Annotated in this window: 17 protein-coding genes; 14 read left to right on the top strand and 3 right to left on the bottom strand. The window is 68.2% G+C overall.

Annotated elements, in window-relative coordinates; genetic code table 11:
* The first annotated feature begins 117 nt into the window (after nt 1–117).
* From xylF to DQG15_RS04605, 14 genes are all read left to right on the top strand, one after another.
* On the top strand, nt 118–1155 hold the full coding sequence (xylF, locus tag DQG15_RS04670; protein WP_116083127.1) for a D-xylose ABC transporter substrate-binding protein: 1038 nt from the start codon (nt 118–120) through the stop codon (nt 1153–1155).
* Nucleotides 1156–1265: 110 nt separating this feature from the next.
* Nucleotides 1266–2555 (top strand): sugar ABC transporter permease, encoded by a 1290-nt coding sequence (locus DQG15_RS04665; protein WP_116083125.1) that lies wholly within the window; start codon nt 1266–1268, stop codon nt 2553–2555.
* A gap of 4 nt (nt 2556–2559) precedes the next feature.
* Nucleotides 2560–3321 (top strand): ATP-binding cassette domain-containing protein, encoded by a 762-nt coding sequence (locus tag DQG15_RS04660; protein WP_116083123.1) that lies wholly within the window; start codon nt 2560–2562, stop codon nt 3319–3321.
* Between the two features lie 55 nt (nt 3322–3376).
* Nucleotides 3377–4834, top strand: coding sequence for a xylulokinase (gene xylB / locus DQG15_RS04655; RefSeq protein ID WP_116083121.1), 1458 nt, complete (start codon nt 3377–3379; stop codon nt 4832–4834).
* Nucleotides 4831–6129 (top strand): xylose isomerase, encoded by a 1299-nt coding sequence (gene xylA / locus DQG15_RS04650; protein ID WP_116083120.1) that lies wholly within the window; start codon nt 4831–4833, stop codon nt 6127–6129. The genes xylB and xylA overlap by 4 nt, the downstream gene beginning before the upstream one ends.
* A 193-nt stretch (nt 6130–6322) precedes the next feature.
* Nucleotides 6323–7003 carry a ribulose-phosphate 3-epimerase gene (gene rpe / locus DQG15_RS04645; protein WP_116083118.1) on the top strand — a complete coding sequence of 227 codons (681 nt, stop codon included), beginning with the start codon at nt 6323–6325 and terminating at the stop codon, nt 7001–7003.
* A gap of 50 nt (nt 7004–7053) precedes the next feature.
* Complete coding sequence (gene gph / locus DQG15_RS04640; RefSeq protein WP_116083117.1) at nt 7054–7728, top strand: phosphoglycolate phosphatase; 675 nt, start codon at nt 7054–7056, stop codon at nt 7726–7728.
* Between the two features lie 11 nt (nt 7729–7739).
* Nucleotides 7740–8609, top strand: coding sequence for a LysR family transcriptional regulator (locus tag DQG15_RS04635; protein ID WP_116083115.1), 870 nt, complete (start codon nt 7740–7742; stop codon nt 8607–8609).
* A 102-nt stretch (nt 8610–8711) separates the two neighbouring features.
* The gene (locus tag DQG15_RS04630; protein ID WP_116083113.1) at nt 8712–9179 is read left to right on the top strand and encodes a formate dehydrogenase subunit gamma; all 468 of its coding nucleotides are present in this window, start codon (nt 8712–8714) and stop codon (nt 9177–9179) included.
* On the top strand, nt 9176–10684 hold the full coding sequence (locus tag DQG15_RS04625; protein ID WP_116083111.1) for an NADH-ubiquinone oxidoreductase-F iron-sulfur binding region domain-containing protein: 1509 nt from the start codon (nt 9176–9178) through the stop codon (nt 10682–10684). Before DQG15_RS04630 ends, DQG15_RS04625 begins: the two co-directional genes overlap by 4 nt.
* Complete coding sequence (locus DQG15_RS18775; protein ID WP_116083109.1) at nt 10681–10908, top strand: hypothetical protein; 228 nt, start codon at nt 10681–10683, stop codon at nt 10906–10908. The genes DQG15_RS04625 and DQG15_RS18775 overlap by 4 nt, the downstream gene beginning before the upstream one ends.
* Complete coding sequence (fdhF, locus tag DQG15_RS04615) at nt 10905–13820, top strand: formate dehydrogenase subunit alpha (RefSeq protein ID WP_116083108.1); 2916 nt, start codon at nt 10905–10907, stop codon at nt 13818–13820. The genes DQG15_RS18775 and fdhF overlap by 4 nt, the downstream gene beginning before the upstream one ends.
* Nucleotides 13817–14584, top strand: a complete 768-nt coding sequence (gene fdhD, locus DQG15_RS04610; RefSeq protein ID WP_116083106.1) for a formate dehydrogenase accessory sulfurtransferase FdhD — start codon at nt 13817–13819, stop codon at nt 14582–14584. The genes fdhF and fdhD overlap by 4 nt, the downstream gene beginning before the upstream one ends.
* Nucleotides 14581–14853, top strand: coding sequence for a formate dehydrogenase subunit delta (locus tag DQG15_RS04605; RefSeq protein ID WP_116083104.1), 273 nt, complete (start codon nt 14581–14583; stop codon nt 14851–14853). The genes fdhD and DQG15_RS04605 overlap by 4 nt, the downstream gene beginning before the upstream one ends.
* 37 nt (nt 14854–14890) lie before the next feature.
* Here DQG15_RS04605 and DQG15_RS04600 read toward each other — a convergent pair whose 3' ends face one another.
* The 3 genes from DQG15_RS04600 to DQG15_RS04590 are packed head-to-tail and all read right to left on the bottom strand — an operon-like array spanning nt 14891 to nt 17410.
* Nucleotides 14891–15628: a proteasome-type protease gene (locus DQG15_RS04600; protein ID WP_116083102.1), complete on the bottom strand. Its 738-nt coding sequence runs from the start codon at nt 15626–15628 to the stop codon at nt 14891–14893.
* Nucleotides 15629–15660: 32 nt separating this feature from the next.
* A complete protein-coding gene (locus DQG15_RS04595) occupies nt 15661–16464 on the bottom strand; it encodes a transglutaminase family protein (protein WP_116083100.1) in 804 nt (267 codons plus the stop codon).
* A 4-nt stretch (nt 16465–16468) separates the two neighbouring features.
* Nucleotides 16469–17410: an alpha-E domain-containing protein gene (locus DQG15_RS04590; RefSeq protein WP_116083098.1), complete on the bottom strand. Its 942-nt coding sequence runs from the start codon at nt 17408–17410 to the stop codon at nt 16469–16471.
* Nucleotides 17411–17412 lie beyond the last annotated feature (2 nt).

Genomic DNA, 17412 nt, shown 5'->3' with positions numbered 1-17412 from the left:
TCTGGGGCGTCAAATTAATTTTGACAGACGAAATAAAACCTGCCTCTATCCCCGAGGGAGAAACGCCCCCCGAACCGGAGCCAGCCGGATGGGGAACCCTGGGAGGAGACCAATCTCATGAAATCCACGATTCTATCCGTAGCCGCGCTTGCCGCCGTCGCCGGCCTGACGCTTCCTGCCGCCGCACAGGACGATCTCACCGTCGGTGTGAGCTGGTCCAACTTCCAGGAAGAGCGCTGGAAGACCGACGAGGCCGCGATCCAGGCCGCGCTCGAGGAGGCCGGGGCCTCCTACATCTCGACCGACGCGCAATCCTCTTCCTCCAAGCAGCTCTCTGACATCGAAAGCCTGATCGCGCAGGGCGCCGATGCCCTGATCATCCTCGCGCAGGACAGCCAGGCCATCGGCCCCGCCGTCCAGGCCGCGGCGGACGAGGGCATTCCGGTGGTGGGCTACGACCGTCTTATCGACGATGACCGCGCCTTTTACCTGACCTTCGACAACGTCGAGGTCGGCCGGATGCAGGCCCGCGCGGTGTTCGAGGCGCAGCCCACCGGCAACTACGTCATGATCAAAGGCTCCCCCACCGATCCCAACGCGGACTTCCTCCGCGGCGGTCAGCAGGAGGTGCTGCAAGACGCGATCGATTCGGGTGACATCACGATCGTCGGCGAGGCCTATACCGACCAGTGGCTCCCCGCGAACGCGCAGCGCAACATGGAGCAGATCCTGACGGCCGAGGACAACAACGTCGACGCCGTGGTCGCCTCCAACGACGGCACCGCCGGCGGCGCCGTGGCCGCGCTGACCGCGCAAGGCATGCAGGGCATTCCGGTTTCCGGCCAGGACGCCGACCATGCCGCGCTCAACCGCATCGCGTCGGGAACGCAGACGGTCTCCGTCTGGAAGGACAGCCGCGAGCTCGGCCGCGAGGCCGGCGAAATCGCGCTCGCCATGGCTGGCGGCACCGAGATGAGCGACGTCGAGGGTGCCGAGGAGTGGACCTCCCCGGACGGCACGACGCTCTGGGCCAAGTTCCTCGCGCCGGTCCCGGTGACGCAGGACAACCTGGACGTCGTGGTCGATGCGGGCTGGATCAGCCAGGAAGCTCTCTGCCAGGGCGTCGAGAACGGCCCCGCGCCCTGCGATCAGTAAGCCTTGATTGCCGCCGCCGGCCCTTGGGGGCTGGCGGCGGCCCCGGCTCTTCCCAGAAGGCCCCCGCCAAACGGGGCCTTTCCTTCCCTCTGCGACACGGGATCGTCCGCATGTCCGATATTTCCGAGGGCGCCGCGAGGCCCCGTCGTTCCTTTGTCAATCAGCTCGAACTCGATCTGCGCCTCGTCGGCATGATCGGGGCGTTCGTGCTGATCTGCGTCGTCTTCAACGTGATGTCGGACGGGCGCTTCCTGACGCCCCGCAACGTCTTCAACCTGTCGATCCAGACCGTTTCCGTCGCCATCATGGCCACCGGCATGGTTTTCGTGATCGTCACCCGCCATATCGACCTGTCAGTGGGCTCGCTCCTCGCCACCTGCTCCGCCATCATGGCCATGAGCCAGACGGCATGGCTGCCCTCGATCTTCGGCTTCAACCTCGACGATCCGATGAACGCGCTTCTCGCGGTGATGATCGGTGTTGCCTGCGGCGCGCTGATCGGAGCTTTTCATGGCTGGCTCGTCGGATACCTGGGCATCCCGGCCTTCATCGTGACGCTGGGCGGTCTTCTCGTCTGGCGCAACGTCGCGTGGTACCTCACCACCGGCCAGACCATCGGCCCCCTCTCGGAGCCCTACCTGCTCTTCGGCGGGGTGAACGGCACGTTGGGGGAAACGTGGTCCTGGATCGTCGGTCTCGTCGCGGTCGCCTTCTCGGTCTGGGTGCTGATGCAGGCCCGGCGCAACAAGACGGCGCATGACATGCCGGTGAAGCCGATCTGGGCCGAGGCCGTCGTCGCGGCGATCATCGCCGTCGCGATCCTCGGCTTCATCTGGATCCTGAACTCCTACGACATTCCCTCGGGCCGGCTCGAGCGCATCTTCGCGGCCCGCGGAGAGACCCTTCCGGAGGGCTTCTCGACCGGCTACGGCCTTCCCGTCTCGGTGCTCCTGCTGATCGGGGTCGCCATCGTGATGACCGTCGTCGCCCGGCGCACGCGGCTCGGGCGGTACATCTTCGCCACCGGCGGCAACCCCGACGCGGCGGAGCTCTCGGGCATCAACACCCGGCTCCTGACGGTCAAGGTCTTCGCCATCATGGGGGCGCTCTGTGCGATCTCGGCCGTGGTCGCCTCTGCGCGCCTTGCCAACCACGGCAACGACATCGGCACGCTCGACGAGCTCCGCGTCATCGCCGCCGCCGTCATCGGGGGCACCGCCCTCGCGGGTGGCATCGGAACGATCTACGGCGCGATCCTCGGCGCGCTCATCATGCAATCGCTGCAATCGGGCATGGCCATGGTCGGCGTCGATGCGCCCTTGCAGAACATCGTGGTGGGCTCGGTCCTCGTCCTCGCCGTCTTCATCGACATCATCTATCGCAAGCGGACGGGGGCCTGACAGCATGACCGGACATAGCGGCACACCCCTCGTCGAGATGCAGGACATCTGCCTGTCCTTCGGCGGGGTCCAGGCGGTCGATCACGTCTCGATCGATCTGCATCCCGGCGAGGTCGTCGGGCTCCTCGGCCATAACGGCGCCGGCAAGTCGACGCTCATCAAGATCCTCTCGGGCGCCTACCGGATGGATTCGGGCGAGATCCGCATCAACGGGAAACGGGCGGAGATCACCTCCCCCCGCGACGCGCGGCGCCACAACATCGAGACGATCTACCAGACGCTCGCCCTGGCGGACAATCTCAACGCCTCGCAGAACCTCTTCCTCGGGCGGGAACTGACGACGTCCGTCGGCTTCATGGACGATGCGCGGATGGAGTCGGAAACGCGCAAGATCATGCAGCGCCTCAACCCCAACTTCCGCAAGCTGAACGACCCCGTCAGCGCCCTGTCGGGCGGTCAGCGCCAGTCGGTCGCCATTGCCCGCGCGGTCTATTTCAACGCGCAGATCCTGATCATGGACGAGCCGACGGCGGCCCTCGGCGTGCACGAGACGCAGATGGTGGCGGACCTCATTCAGGAGCTGAAGAAGCAGGGCCTCGGCATCTTCCTCATCAGTCACGACACGCGGGAGATGCTGGAGCTCTGCGACCGGGTCAGCGTGATGAAGAACGGCCAGCTCGTCGGCACCGAGCGCGTCGAGGACGTGACAGAGGACGACATCCTGTCGATGATCATCCTCGGCAAGGCGCCGGAGCGCGCCGCCTGATCCCAATTGAAGAACGCCGGGGCGACGTCCGCCCCGGCAGGAAGGCACGTATCCAATGTATCTCGGTCTCGACCTCGGCACATCCGGTCTCAAGGCGCTCCTGATCGGAGAGGACCAGACGGTCCTCGCCGAAGCCCATGCTCCGCTCACGGTCTCCCGGCCCCATGCCGGCTGGTCCGAACAGGATCCGGCCGCGTGGATCGCCGCCGCCGAGGCGGTGCTGGAGGAACTCAGGGGCAGCGCCGATCTGTCCGGTTTGCGTGGCATCGGGCTGTCGGGCCAGATGCACGGCGCGGTGCTTCTCGGGGCAGGGGACGAGGTGCTCAGGCCCTGCATCCTCTGGAACGACACGCGCTCCCATGTCGAGGCCGCTGCGCTCGACGCGGATCCCCGCTTCCGCGACATCACCGGCAACATCGTGTTCCCCGGCTTCACCGCTCCGAAGATCGCCTGGGTCCGGGCGAACGAGCCCGAGGTCGCGGCGAGGATCGAACGGGTGCTGCTGCCGAAGGATTATCTCCGCCTGTGGCTGACCGGCGCCGCCGTCTCCGACATGTCCGATGCCGCCGGGACCGCCTGGCTCGACGTGGGCAAACGCGACTGGTCCGAGCCGCTCCTGGATGCGACCGGCCTCAGCCGCGACGCGATGCCGGACCTCGTCGAGGGATCGGACGCGTCCGGCACCCTCAGGGGCGATCTCGCCGCCCGGTTCGGCCTGCCCGAGGGCGTCATCGTGGCCGGCGGCGGAGGGGACAACGCGGCTTCCGCGATCGGCGTCGGCGTGGTACAGGAGGGGCAGGCGTTCCTCTCTCTGGGGACATCGGGCGTCCTCTTCGCCGCGGCCGGCTCCTATGCTCCGGATGCCGCCTCCGCCGTCCATACCTTCTGCCACGCCGTCCCGCAGACATGGCACCAGATGGGCGTGATCCTCGCGGCCTCGGACGCGCTCGAATGGCATTCGCGGCTGACCGGCACACCCGCCGCGGAGCTCACCGGCGAACTTGGCGATGTGGAGGCGCCCGGGCGCACGCGCTTCCTGCCCTATCTCGGCGGCGAGCGGACGCCGCACAATGACGCCCATATCCGCGGCGCCCTCACCGGCATCGAGCATGCCACCGACCGGGCCGCGATGACACGGGCGATCCTCGAAGGCGTCTCCTTCGCCTTCCGCGACAGCCTCGAGGCGCTTACGGCAACCGGCACCAAGATCGAGCGGCTGACGGCGGTGGGCGGCGGCTCGCGCTCGGATCACTGGCTCTCCATGCTCGCCTCCGTCCTCGGCCGCCCGGTCGACCGCCCCGTCTCGGGCGATTTCGGCGGCGCCTTCGGCGCGGCGCGTCTCGCCCTCATGGCGGATCGCGGCGGCGTCACCGATGCAGCCACCGCAGCGGAGCTCGCCCCGCCGCCGCAGATCGCGCGCTCCTTCGAGCCCGATCCGGCCCTCGCGGACGCCTTCACCGAGAGCTTTCAGGCCTTTCAATCCCTCTACACGGCCCTCAAGGACCAGCCATGACCTCCTATTTCGACGGCATCGCGCCCATCAGCTTCGACCCGGATGCAACCACCGATCTGGCCTACCGCCATTACGACCCGGACGAGATGGTCGACGGCAAGCGCATGGAAGATCACCTGCGCTTCGCCGTCGCGTGGTGGCACTCCTTCGCCTGGGAGGGCGGGGATCCCTTCGGCGGGCGCACCTTCGACCGGCCCTGGTTCGGGGACGACATCGCGGCGGCCAAAGCCAAGGCGGATGCCGCCTTCGACCTCTTCGCGATCCTCGGCCAGCCGTTCTTCTGCTTCCATGACGTGGACATCCGGCCCGAAGGTGCGTCCTTCGCCGAAAGCTCGGACAACCTCGCGCGCATCATCGATCATATCGGTGAGAAGATGGCGGCCGGCGGGCCGCGCCTGCTCTGGGGAACGGCCAACCTCTTCTCGCATCGCCGCTTCATGTCCGGCGCTGCGACGAACCCCGATCCGGACGTCTTCGCCTATTCCGCGGCGACGGTGAAGGACTGCCTCGACGCGACCCACCGGCTCGGCGGCGAGAACTACGTCCTGTGGGGTGGCCGCGAGGGCTACGAGACGCTTCTGAACACCGACCTGCGCCTTGAGATGGACCATATGGGCCGGTTCCTGAATGCCGTGGTCGAGTACAAGCACAAGATCGGCTTCAAGGGCACGATCCTGATCGAGCCGAAGCCGCAGGAGCCGACGAAGCACCAGTACGACTACGATGTCGCCACCGTGGCCGGCTTCCTGCAGCGGTACGGGCTCGAAAAGGAGGTGAAGCTGAACCTCGAACAGGGCCACGCCATTCTCGCGGGCCATTCCTTCGAGCACGAACTCGCCCTTGCGGCGTCGCTGGACATGCTCGGCTCCATCGACATGAACCGCAACGACTACCAGTCGGGCTGGGATACCGATCAGTTCCCGAACAACGTCCCCGAGGTCGCCCTTGCCTATTACGAGATCCTGAAGGCCGGTGGCTTCACGACCGGCGGCACGAACTTCGACGCCAAGCTCCGCCGCCAGTCCCTCGACCCCGCCGACCTCGTCGCCGCCCATGCGGGCGCCATGGATGTCTGCGCCCGCGGCCTCAAGGCGGCTGCGGCGATGCTGAAGGACGGCGCTCTCGAGGACGCCCGCCGTGAGCGGTATGCCGGGTGGGACACCGAGGCCGGCAAAGGCCTTCTCTCCGCCTCGATCGAGGATATCCACGCCCGGGTCCTGCGCGACGGGATCAACCCCGAGCCGGTCTCCGGCCGGCAGGAGCGGCTCGAAAATATCGTCAACCGCTACGTCTGAGGGCGGAGGCGGGGCACTTTCCGACCCGAATGTCTGCCGCCGATACGAAAAGGAAGGGGCGCCACCCGGCCGGTGGCGCCCTTTTGTCTTCAAGTGAAACCTATTGCCGTGGGCGATCCCGGACGCTGCGGTCTTTCCTGAGCGCGCTCGCTGTGCGACAGGACGGCAAAGCGCCAAGGAGTTGGTTTCCCCCGTGCCCGACGACAGACCCGTTCTCATCGCCCCGTCCATTCTCTCCTGCGACTTCTCCCGCTTCGGCGAGGAGATCCGCGCCATCGAGGCCGCCGGGGCGGACTGGATCCATGTCGACGTGATGGACGGGCATTTCGTGCCCAACATCACCTTCGGCGCACCCGTCGCGAAGGCCCTGCGCCCCCACATCGGGACCGTGATGGACGTTCACCTGATGATCGCGCCCGTCGATCCCTATATCGAGGCGTTCGCCGAGGCGGGGGCGGACATCCTGACCGCCCATGTCGAGGCCGGGCCGCACATCCACCGGACGCTGCAGGCGATCCGCGCAAACGGGATGCGGCCGGGCGTGGCGCTCAATCCCGGAACGCCGGTGGAGGCGGTGCTGGACGTGCTGGACCTCGTGGACCTCGTCGACGTGATGACCGTCAATCCCGGCTTCGGCGGGCAGAAGTTCATCCGCTCCCAGCTCGGCAAGATCCGCCGCCTCCGTGAGGCGCTGGGGGACCGGCCGGTGCATATCGAGATCGATGGCGGCGTCGATCCCGAGACGGCGCCGCTGTGCGTCGAGGCCGGGGCGGACGTGCTCGTCGCGGGCTCTGCGGTCTTCCGCGGCGGCTCACCCGATGCGCCGGGCCCCTATGCCGACAACATCCGCTCGCTTCGCGCCGCCCTCTCCTGACTGCCTGAAAGGCCTCCCATGATCTTTGCCCGTTTCGAAAGGACCGCCTCGTGAGCCGCGGAATCGTCATCTTCGACCTCGACGGAACGCTGATCGACAGCGCGCCCGAGATCCATGCCATCGTCAACTCGATCCTGACGGAGGAGGGCGGCACCTCGCTCTCCGAGGGGCAGGTCCGCGGCTTCATCGGCTGGGGTACGGATCACTTCATCGGCAAGGCGATGGGGGCCGCCGGGCTCGACCCCGAGGATGCGGATCTCAGGGGGCGGATCACCGCGGCGTTCCTCGAGCGCTACGAGAGCCAGCACGAGAACACCAAGGTCTATCCCGGCGTGGTGGACACGCTGGAGCTCCTGGCGACGTACGGATTCGCGATCGGGCTCTGCACCAACAAGGCCACGGGCCCCACGCGTGCCGTCCTCGCCCATTTCGATCTCGAGGCGCGATTCGACACCGTCGTCTGCGGTGACATGGTCGGGGTGCAGAAGCCCGATCCCGCGCCGCTTCTGAAGGCGGCCGGCGATCTGGGGGGCGGGCCGGTTCTCTATGTCGGCGACAGCGAGGTGGACGCGCAGACCGCCACGGCCGCCGGCATTCCCTTCGCGCTCTACACCCAAGGCTACCGGCACGCTGCAGTGGGGGATATCGAGCATCACGAGGCGTTCGATCATTTCGACAAGCTGCCGGCGGTGGTCGCGCGCCTCTTGCCTCCGGGCACGGCCTGAGCTGATCGCCGATGCTGGCCGAGCTCGAGATGTTCGTCGCTCTGGCCAACGAGGCCCATTTCGGGCGTGCGGCGGAGCGGTGTGGCGTTACCCAGCCCTCGCTCTCGGCGGCGATCAAGCGGCTGGAGGATCAGCTGGGCGTCCGGCTCGTGGAGCGTGGCTCGCGCTATCGCGGTCTGACGCCGGAGGGGCGCCGCGCGATCGACTGGGCGCACCGGATCGTCGCCGATGCCCGCGCCCTGCGGGACGACATGCGCTCCGCACGGGAAGGCATCGCGGGGCATCTGCGCCTTGCGGTCATCCCGACGGCGCTTGCCATGACGGAGCGGCTGACCCGGCCGCTTCTCGCGCGGTCCCCCGGGCTGACCGTCGAGATCCGGTCCTCCACGGCGGCGGAGGCTGCGCAGCGCCTTGACGGCCTCGACGCGGATGCGGCGATCACCTATCTCGGCGCCCCCTCCGGGCGGCGCGTGGAGATCCCGCTTTATGCCGAGCGCTACTACCTGCTGTCCCGCGGGGCCGGCACGGAGGACGGCCCGATCCCGTGGGAGGAGGTCGCGGCCCGGCCGCTCTGCCTTCTGACCGAGGACATGCAGAACCGCCGGATCCTCGATGCGCTAATGCTGGGCGCCGGGGCAGGGCGGGCGCCGCGGCTCACCTCGAACTCCGTGATCGCCCTGATCGCGCATGTGCGCAGCGGCGGCTGGGAAACGGTCCTGCCCGAAGCGACGGCGGCCCTTTTCGCCGGCGACCCCTCGCTCGTGTCCCGCCCCGTCGCACAGGAAGGGGCCGCCCCGGTCGTCGGCCTCGTCGCCACATTGCGCGAGCCGCAGGTGCCGGCGCTGGCCGCGCTGCTCGATGCCGCCCGGGCGGGCACGTGAGCGATAGGCGATGCCTATCGTTCAACGCAACATCAATATTGATCGACGCTGCATCAGGCAGGTAGAGCAGACGGATACAAGGCAGCGAAAGGCGCGCGGCACATGGCGCTCGATGCAACCCGGCTGGAGACCCGCCTGCGAGAGATCGTGGCGGAGCACGGCGCCCTAGAGGGGCCGCTTCTTCCCATCCTGCATGCGGTTCAGGTGGAGTTCGGGCATGTCCCGCCTTCCGGAATCCCCGTGATCGCGGATGAGCTGAACCTCAGCCGCGCCGAGGTGCATGGCGTCGTCTCCTTCTACCACGATTTCCGGGAGGCCCCCGCGGGCCGAAGGGTCCTCAAGCTGTGCCGCGCGGAGGCCTGCCAGTCGATGGGCGGGGCGGCGCTCGAACGAGAGGTGCAGGAGCGGTTCGGCGTCGGCTGGGGGGAGACGAATGCGGACGGTGTGACGCTCGAGCCGGTCTACTGCCTCGGCCTTTGTGCCGCGGCGCCCGCGGCGATGGTGGGGGAGCGGCTTGTCGGTCGTGCGACCGCCGGCGCGCTTTCTGACATGGCGGAGGACGCGGAATGACCTGGTATCTCTCCGCCGACAGCTTCGCCGCGGCGCTCGGCGCGGACGATGTGGCCGGGGCGTTCGAGGGCGCCGGCATCACCCCCGTGCGAACGGGGTCGCGCGGGATGGCGTGGCTGGAGCCGATGGCGGAGCTGGAGCTGGACGGCGTGCGCCATGCCTTCGGGCCGCTCGAGGCGGGGGACGTTCCGGCACTGCTCGCGGATCCCGAAGGCCACGCCAAGGCGCTCGGCCCGACGGAGGAGATCCCCTTTCTCGCCGCGCAGACGCGGCTCGCCTTCGCCCGCTGCGGCCGGATCGACCCGTTCGACATCGCTGCGTACGAGGCGGAGGGCGGTCTCGCGGGGTTGCGCCGCGCTGCCTCGATGTCCGCCGAGGAGATCGTCCGCGAGGTGACCGAGAGCGGTCTGCGCGGGCGCGGCGGCGCGGGCTTTCCCGCCGGGATCAAGTGGGACACGGTGCGGGGGGCTCCGGGCGCCATCAAGCACATCGTCTGCAATGCCGACGAGGGTGACAGCGGCACCTTCGCCGACCGCATGATGATCGAGGGCGATCCGCTCTGCCTGATCGAGGGAATGGCGATCGCGGGCCTGGCGACGGGGGCCGAGAGCGGCTTCGTCTATCTCCGCTCGGAATACCCGCTGGCCATCGCCGCCTTCCGCCGGGCGCTCGGTGTCGCGCGGCGCGCCGGGATGCTGGGCGCGTCGGTGCTGGGCAGCGGCCGCGCCTTCGACATCGAGCTCCGCGTCGGGGCGGGCGCCTATGTCTGCGGCGAGGAGACCAGCCTTCTGAACTCCCTCGAGGGGAAGCGCGGCGTGGTGCGGGCCAAGCCGCCCCTGCCGGCGCTGGAAGGGTTCATGGGACGCCCGACGGTGGTGAACAACGTGATCACGCTGGCCTCCGTGCCGTGGATCCTCGCGAACGGGCCGGAGGCCTATGCCGCTTTCGGCCTCGGCCGGTCCCGCGGCACGATCCCGATCCAGATCGCCGGAAACGTCGCACGCGGCGGCCTGTTCGAAGCGGGCTTCGGGATGACGCTCGGCGCGCTGGTGGAGAAGATCGCAGGGGGCACGGCCAGCGGACGGCCCGTGAAGGCGGTTCAGGTCGGCGGCCCGCTCGGCGCCTACTTCCCGCCCTCGCTCTTCGACACGGCCTTCGGCTACGAGGAGTTCGACGGGCAGGGCGGTCTCATCGGCCATGCCGGCATCGTGGTGTTCGACGACGCGGCGGACATGCTGGCACAGGCCCGCTTCGCGATGGAATTCTGTGCCGTGGAAAGCTGCGGAAAGTGCACGCCCTGCCGCATCGGCGCCGTCAGGGGCGTGGAGACCATCGACCGGATCGGACGGGGCGACGCCGCTGCCGTTCCGCTGCTCGAGGACCTCTGCGAGACCATGTCCTCCGGGTCCCTCTGCGCCCTTGGCGGGTTCACCCCCTATCCCGTGCTCTCCGCGCTCCGCCACTTCCCCGACGAGTTCGCCCCCGCCAGGGAGGCTGCAGAATGACCCGGGGCCTGACGCACGCGCCCGTCATCGGCCGGAGCGACCTCGCAGGGGACGGGGCCCGGCTGGACGCGATCTGCGGGCAGGGCATCCGCCCGCCGCGGTCGCGCATGGCCGGCGAGGGCCGGGCGATCTACATCCGCGACAAGGACAATTACCTCTTCGAGCTGCCTGCGGGTCTGCTGGAAGAGCGTCCGGCGCAGGGCGCCGAGGGGAGGCACGCATGAAGGACTTCAGGTTCCCGTCCGATTACGATCTCGGCACGCCGGAGAGGCATGGCGCGCCTGTCACGCTCATCATCGACGGGGCGGAGATCACCGTTCCGGACGGCACGTCGGTCATGCGCGCCGCGGCGGAGGCGGGGACGCGAATTCCCAAGCTCTGCGCCTCGGACAATATCGAGGCATTCGGCTCCTGCCGGCTCTGCCTCGTGGAGATCGAGGGGCGGCGCGGCACGCCGGCCTCCTGCACCACGCCGGTCGCCGAGGGCATGGTCGTGACGACCCAGTCCGAACGGCTGCGGCGGCTCCGGAAGGGCGTGATGGAGCTCTACGTCTCCGATCACCCGCTCGACTGCCTGACCTGCGCCGCGAACGGCGATTGCGAGCTTCAGGACATGGCCGGCGCCGTGGGGCTGCGTGACGTGCGCTACGAGCCGGGCGACAACCACTACGACCCTTCGGCCACTGGCGCGCGGAGCCAGGCCGAGGCACGGGCGCGGATGCCGGACGGGATCGCGAATCCGGCCTATATCCCGAAGGACGACAGCAACCCCTACTTCACCTACGATCCCTCCAAGTGCATCGTCTGCTCGCGCTGCGTCAGGGCCTGCGAAGAGGTGCAGGGCACCTTCGCGCTGACCATCGAGGGGCGGGGGTTCGACAGCCGGGTCTCCGCCGGGACGGGGTTCGACGATTTCCTCTCCTCCGAATGCGTCTCCTGCGGTGCCTGCGTGCAGGCCTGCCCCACGGCGACGCTTCAGGAGAAATCCGTGGCGGAGCTGGGCGTGCCGGACCGGAAGGTGGTCACCACCTGCGCCTATTGCGGCGTCGGCTGCTCCTTCGAGGCGCAGATGTCCGGCGACCGGCTCGTGCGGATGGTGCCCTACAAGCACGGCAAGGCGAACCGCGGCCATAGCTGCGTGAAGGGCCGCTTCGCCTATGGCTATGCCGAGCATTCGGACCGCATCCTGTCCCCGATGATCCGGGAGGATATCGCCGAGCCGTGGCGCGAGGTGTCGTGGGACGAGGCGCTCTCCTTCGCCGCTGAACGTCTTCGCCGCATACAGGCCGAGAGCGGGGTCGGCGCGATCGGGGGCATCACCTCCTCGCGCTGCACCAACGAAGAGACCTACCTCGTCCAGAAGATGATCCGACAGGTCTTCGGCAACAACAACGTCGATACCTGCGCCCGTGTCTGCCACTCGCCGACCGGCTACGGGCTGAAGACCACCTTCGGCACCTCCGCCGGAACGCAGGATTTCGACAGCGTCGAGAAATGCGACGTGGCCGTAGTGATCGGCGCGAACCCGACGGACGGACATCCGGTCTTCGCCTCACGCCTGAAGAAGCGACTGAGGGAGGGCGCGAAGCTGATCGTGATCGACCCGCGCCGGATCGACCTCGTGAAGTCTCCGCATGTCGCCGCCTCCCACCATCTTGCGCTGACGCCGGGCACGAACGTCGCGGTCCTGACCGCGCTCGCCCATGTCATCGTGACCGAGGGGCTGGTGGACGAGGCCTTCGTGCGCGAGCGCTGCGACTGGGACGCGTTCTCGGACTGGGCCGCCTTCGTTTCGGACGAGCGGCACAGCCCCGAGGCGACCGAAGCGCTGACCGGCGTGCCCGCCGCCGAGCTGCGCGCCGCCGCGCGCCTTTACGCGAAGGGTGGCAACGGCGCGATCTATTACGGCCTCGGCGTGACGGAGCACAGCCAGGGCTCGACCACCGTCATGGCCATCGCCAACCTGGCCATGGCGACGGGCAACATCGGCCGTCCCGGCGTCGGAGTGAACCCGCTGCGGGGTCAGAACAACGTGCAGGGCGCTTGCGACATGGGCTCCTTCCCGCACGAACTGCCGGGCTACCGCCACGTCCACGACGACAGCGTCCGCGCGACCTTCGAGGCGATCTGGGGCGGCAGGATCCAGGACGAGCCGGGCCTTCGGATTCCCAACATGCTCGACGCCGCCGTCGACGGCTCCTTCCGCGGACTCTACGTCCAGGGCGAGGATATTCTCCAGTCGGACCCCAACACGCGGCACGTCGCAGCCGGTCTCGCGGCGATGGACTGCGTCATCGTCCATGACCTCTTCCTCAACGAGACGGCGAACTACGCTCATGTCTTCCTGCCCGGTTCGACCTTCCTCGAGAAGGACGGGACCTTCACCAATGCAGAGCGCCGCATCAATCGCGTCCGCCGGGTCATGGCGCCGAAGGCGGGTCTGGCCGACTGGGAGGTGACGCAGGCGCTGGCCGGCGCCCTCGGCGCGGACTGGCGCTACACCCACCCCGCGCAGGTGATGGACGAGATCGCCGCCACCACGCCGAGCTTCGCCGGCGTCTCCTACGAGCGGCTGGAGGAGCTGGGCTCCGTCCAGTGGCCCTGCAACGAGACCACGCCCGAAGGCTCCCCCGTCATGCACGTGGATGGCTTCGTGCGGGGCAAGGGTCTCTTCGTCGTCACCGAATACGTCGCGACGGACGAGCGCACCGGTCCGCGCTTCCCGCTTCTGCTCACGACGGGCCGGATCCTGTCGCAGTATAACGTCGGCGCCCAGACCCGGCGGACGGAAAATACCGTCTGGCACGCGGAAGACGTGCTGGAGCTTCATCCCCACGATGCCGAACAGAGGGGCGTGAGGGAGGGCGGCTGGGTCCGCCTCGCCTCCCGGTCGGGCGAGACGACCCTGCGCGCGAAGATCACGGACCGCGTGGCGCCCGGCGTGGTCTACACCACGTTCCACCACCCGGACACGCAGGCCAACGTCGTCACCTCCGAGTTCTCCGACTGGGCGACGAACTGTCCGGAATACAAGGTGACGGCGGTTCAGGTCTCCCCCTCCAACGGCCCCTCCGACTGGCAGGAGGATTATGCCGCGCAGGCCGCGCGCGCCCGCCGGGTGCTGGCCGCCGAATGAGGATGGACCCGCTCCGCCCGCCCCACGAGGGCCGTACGCTCGCCGAAGAGGTTCCGGTTGCGCTGGTCTATCACGGCTCGACGCAGGCCGTGATGATGGCGACGCCGCAGGACCTCGAGGATTTTGCGGTGGGCTTCTCGCTGACCGAGGGGGTCGTGGACAGCGCGGGGGATATCGAGGATCTCGAGGCGGTCGATCATGGAGAGGGCATCGAGCTGCGGATGTGGCTCGCAGGCGACCGCGCCGCGCAGCTCTCCGAGCGCCGCCGCCTCGCCGCGGGGCCCGTGGGCTGTGGTCTCTGCGGCATCGAATCCATCTCCTCCGCCGTGAGGCCGCCCCCCGGCATCGGGACGGCGACCTTGCGCATTCCCCGCCCTCTCCTTGCCGGACTGGCAGATGCGCTGCGAGACAGTCAGCCCCTCCACGATGCGACGGGAGCGGTTCATGCCGCCGGTCTCTGGCGCCCCGACGAGGGGGTCATGATGGTGCGCGAGGACGTCGGCCGCCACAACGCCCTCGACAAGCTCGCCGGCGCAATGGCGCGCGCCGAATGGCAGGGGGCCGGGTCCGCGATCGTGCTGACCTCCCGCGTTTCGGTGGAGATGGTCCAGAAGGCCTGCGCCATCGGCGCCGAGGCGATCCTGTCGGTCTCGGCGCCCACAGAGCGCGCCGCGCGCATGGCAGAGGCGGCCGGGCTCACGCTCGTCTGCAACCTCAAGTCGGGGCCGCGCTGCCTCGCCCATCCCCAAAGGATCGACGGATGAAAGACGAAACGCTGATCCGGATGATCCGTCAGATCGCAACGGCCTTCGCGCACTTGTCCGAAGAGGAAGCCGCCCGCTCGATCGCCGCGCATGTGAACGATTTCTGGGAGCCCCGGATGCGTCGCCCCCTCATCGCGCTTATCGAAGCGGGGGATGATCGTCTCCCCAGCGCCGTCCTCGCCGCCGGCCCCGACATCCGCCGCCCCTCCGAACCCGAAGCCGGGCACCCGCAAAGCGACTACGCCCGGAACGCGCCGGGCCCGGGGTAGGGCGCTCGGGCGGCGCGAGAGGCGAGGCCTCCCTGCGTCAGTCGAGGACGAAATCGGGCAGCGATTCCAGCGCGTTCTTCAAGGCCTCGCCCCATCCCTCGGACACCTGCGCGAAGTAGGGATCGTCCGCCTCGATGCGGCGTTCCTCGCCCGGCGCGTAGCTGTCTGCCTCGTAAGTCAGAAGGTCGAGGGGCAGGCCGACGGAGAGATTGGCCTTGATGGTGGAATCGAAGCTCACCAGCAGCAGTTTGATCGCCGCCTCGAAACTCATCTCGGGATCGTAGGCGCGCACGAGGATCGGGCGGCCGTATTTGGTTTCGCCGATCTGGAAGAACGGGGTGTCATCCGAGGCTTCGATGAAATTGCCTTCGGGATAGATCAGGAAGAGCCGCGGGGGCCCGGGCTCGATCTGACCGCCGAGGATGAGCGTGGCGTTGAAGGGACTGGTGCTCGCCGCGTTCTGGCCCTCGCCCTTCTGGCGCGAGATCGTCTCCCGAAGACACTCGCCCACGGTCAGCGCCGCCTGGAACATCGACGGCTGTTCGAGGATCGACGGGCTGCGGTCCTCGGCGGCCTTCGTGCGTTCCTCGAGATGGGAGACCACGGCCTGCGTCGTGGCGAGGTTGCCCGAGGACAGGAGGGTGAGGAAACGTCCCTCGCCCTGCCACGTGTGCATCTTCCGGAATGTGGAAATGTTGTCGACGCCGGCATTCGTGCGGGTGTCGGACATGAAGAGAAGGCCGCGGTTGAGCCGGAGCCCGACGCAGTAGGTCATGTATCTCGTGTTCGCCCCGGGGAAGGGGCGCCTTATTGCTGCTGCACCTCGATCTGCACGTGCGGCATCGCACCGGAGGAGGCGCCGTAATGTAATCCGGCAATCGGGGCCGCTTCCTTGTAGTCGAGCCCGGTCGCCACCCGCACATAACGCATGTCGGGGGAGATTGCATTGCTGACGTCGAAGCCGACCCAGCCGAGCCCGTCGATATGCGTCTCCGCCCAGGCGTGGGTCGCCTCCTGCTCGGTGCGGTCGTCCATCATCAGGTAGCCCGAGACGTAGCGCGCCGGCAGTCCCATGGCGCGGGCGGCGGCGCAGAAGATGTGAGCGTGATCCTGGCAGACGCCGCGACCCTCGATCAGCGCCTCCTCGGCCGTGGTGATGGCCGAGGTCCGGCCGGTCTCGTAGGCGACGTTCTCGGCGATCCTTGCGGACAGGGCGTGCATCCGTGTCACGAGGTCGCTCTCGTCCCGCAAGCCCTCGATCAGCGCCTCGACGCGCTCGCCGGGGCGGCTGAGATCGGTGTTCCAGAGAAAGTACCACAGGGGCGTGAAGCCCGCATGCTGCCCGACGACGCCGCTGGTGTCTGCCGTTTCCACCTCGCCGTCGCAGGTTATCGTGACCTGTTCGACGCCGGGTGTGAAGGAGGCGAGGATGACGCGGTTCATGTTGTGGTCGTCGAACTCGGTCTCGACCCGGCCGCCCTCGATCTGCGTGTCCCAGGTCAGGACACTCTGCCCGATCCGGCTCTTCGGCGTGAGCCGGATCTGTTGCAGCCCGTAGCTGGCGGGAGCCGCGAACTCGTAGGCCGTCTTGTGTCTGATCCTGAGGCGCATCTGGTTACCCGTAGAAGCGGTATTCGGTTTCGATCTGCCGCCCGAGCGCCGCGTTCGTCTCGAGGAAATCGACGATGAACTCATGCAAACCGGCATCGAGGATGGACTGGATCGCTGTTGAGCCGAGCCGTCCGACGAGGCCGTCGGCATAGTCGTGGCAGGTCAGGCGATCGCCGTATTGCTGCATGATGTAGGACAGGTTCCCCGCGATGTTCTCGGCGCAGAAGATCAGCGAGCGCGGCATCTGCCGGTCGAGGATCAGGAACTCGGCGATCCCGGCGGACGAGATGTCCGACCCGTTCAGCCAGCGATAGGCCCGTGCCCCGCCGACCGAGCGCAGGATGTTTTCCCACTGCACGTTGTCGAGGGCGGAGCCGATCTGGCTCGCCGAGGGCAGGAGCACGTAGTACTTGACGTCGAGGATCCGTGCCGTGCTGTCCGCCCGTTCGAGGAACGTGCCGATGCGGGCGAAGTTGAAGACATCGTTACGCAGCATCGTTCCATGAAGTGCGCCGCGCACGAGCGCGCTCTGCTTGCGGATGAGGGCGAGCACCTCGGGCAGGTCCCTGTCCTTCACCGGCTGCGAGAGCGCCTGACGGACCTCCATCCAGCACTCGTTCGTCGCCTCCCAGACCTCCCGGGACAGCGCCACCCGGACGAGGCGGGCATTGTTGCGCGCATTCTCGATGGCGTTGAGCGTGCAGGACGGGTTCGCAGGGTCGCGCAGCAGGAAGTCGATGGCGTTCCCTTGCGTGAACTCCGAATGCCGCGCCTCGTAGGCTCTGCGGCAGCCCGCGGCATCGATGATGCCGGCCCACTCGTCCTCCGAATTCGACGGACGCGTGAGCGCGATCCTGAAGCCCGCCTCGATCAGGCGGGAAATGTTCTCGGACCGTTCGAGATAGCGGAACATCCAGTAGAGTCCGCCGGCTGTCTTGCCCAGCATGG

Origin of the sequence: Tropicimonas sp. IMCC34011, assembly GCF_003390865.1 — a bacterium.
Classification (GTDB): Bacteria; Pseudomonadota; Alphaproteobacteria; order Rhodobacterales; family Rhodobacteraceae; genus Tropicimonas_B.
The sequence above is the reverse complement of the archived record's forward strand: the minus strand, read 5'-3'. Positions and strand labels throughout refer to the sequence as shown.

What these genes read in the sequence shown, in the direction of transcription:
- xylA (WP_116083120.1), top strand. Translation starts at nt 4,831, where the DNA reads ATGACCTCCTATTTCGACGGCATCGCGCCCATCAGCTTCGACCCGGAT.
- DQG15_RS18775 (WP_116083109.1), top strand. Translation starts at nt 10,681, where the DNA reads ATGACCCGGGGCCTGACGCACGCGCCCGTCATCGGCCGGAGCGACCTC.
- fdhD (WP_116083106.1), top strand. Translation starts at nt 13,817, where the DNA reads ATGAGGATGGACCCGCTCCGCCCGCCCCACGAGGGCCGTACGCTCGCC.
- DQG15_RS04600 (WP_116083102.1), bottom strand. Translation starts at nt 15,628, where the DNA reads ATGACCTACTGCGTCGGGCTCCGGCTCAACCGCGGCCTTCTCTTCATG.
- DQG15_RS04590 (WP_116083098.1), bottom strand. Translation starts at nt 17,410, where the DNA reads ATGCTGGGCAAGACAGCCGGCGGACTCTACTGGATGTTCCGCTATCTC.
- DQG15_RS04630 (WP_116083113.1), top strand. Translation starts at nt 8,712, where the DNA reads ATGGCGCTCGATGCAACCCGGCTGGAGACCCGCCTGCGAGAGATCGTG.
- fdhF (WP_116083108.1), top strand. Translation starts at nt 10,905, where the DNA reads ATGAAGGACTTCAGGTTCCCGTCCGATTACGATCTCGGCACGCCGGAG.
- DQG15_RS04625 (WP_116083111.1), top strand. Translation starts at nt 9,176, where the DNA reads ATGACCTGGTATCTCTCCGCCGACAGCTTCGCCGCGGCGCTCGGCGCG.
- xylF (WP_116083127.1), top strand. Translation starts at nt 118, where the DNA reads ATGAAATCCACGATTCTATCCGTAGCCGCGCTTGCCGCCGTCGCCGGC.
- DQG15_RS04635 (WP_116083115.1), top strand. Translation starts at nt 7,740, where the DNA reads ATGCTGGCCGAGCTCGAGATGTTCGTCGCTCTGGCCAACGAGGCCCAT.
- DQG15_RS04660 (WP_116083123.1), top strand. Translation starts at nt 2,560, where the DNA reads ATGACCGGACATAGCGGCACACCCCTCGTCGAGATGCAGGACATCTGC.
- DQG15_RS04665 (WP_116083125.1), top strand. Translation starts at nt 1,266, where the DNA reads ATGTCCGATATTTCCGAGGGCGCCGCGAGGCCCCGTCGTTCCTTTGTC.
- DQG15_RS04595 (WP_116083100.1), bottom strand. Translation starts at nt 16,464, where the DNA reads ATGCGCCTCAGGATCAGACACAAGACGGCCTACGAGTTCGCGGCTCCC.
- DQG15_RS04605 (WP_116083104.1), top strand. Translation starts at nt 14,581, where the DNA reads ATGAAAGACGAAACGCTGATCCGGATGATCCGTCAGATCGCAACGGCC.
- xylB (WP_116083121.1), top strand. Translation starts at nt 3,377, where the DNA reads ATGTATCTCGGTCTCGACCTCGGCACATCCGGTCTCAAGGCGCTCCTG.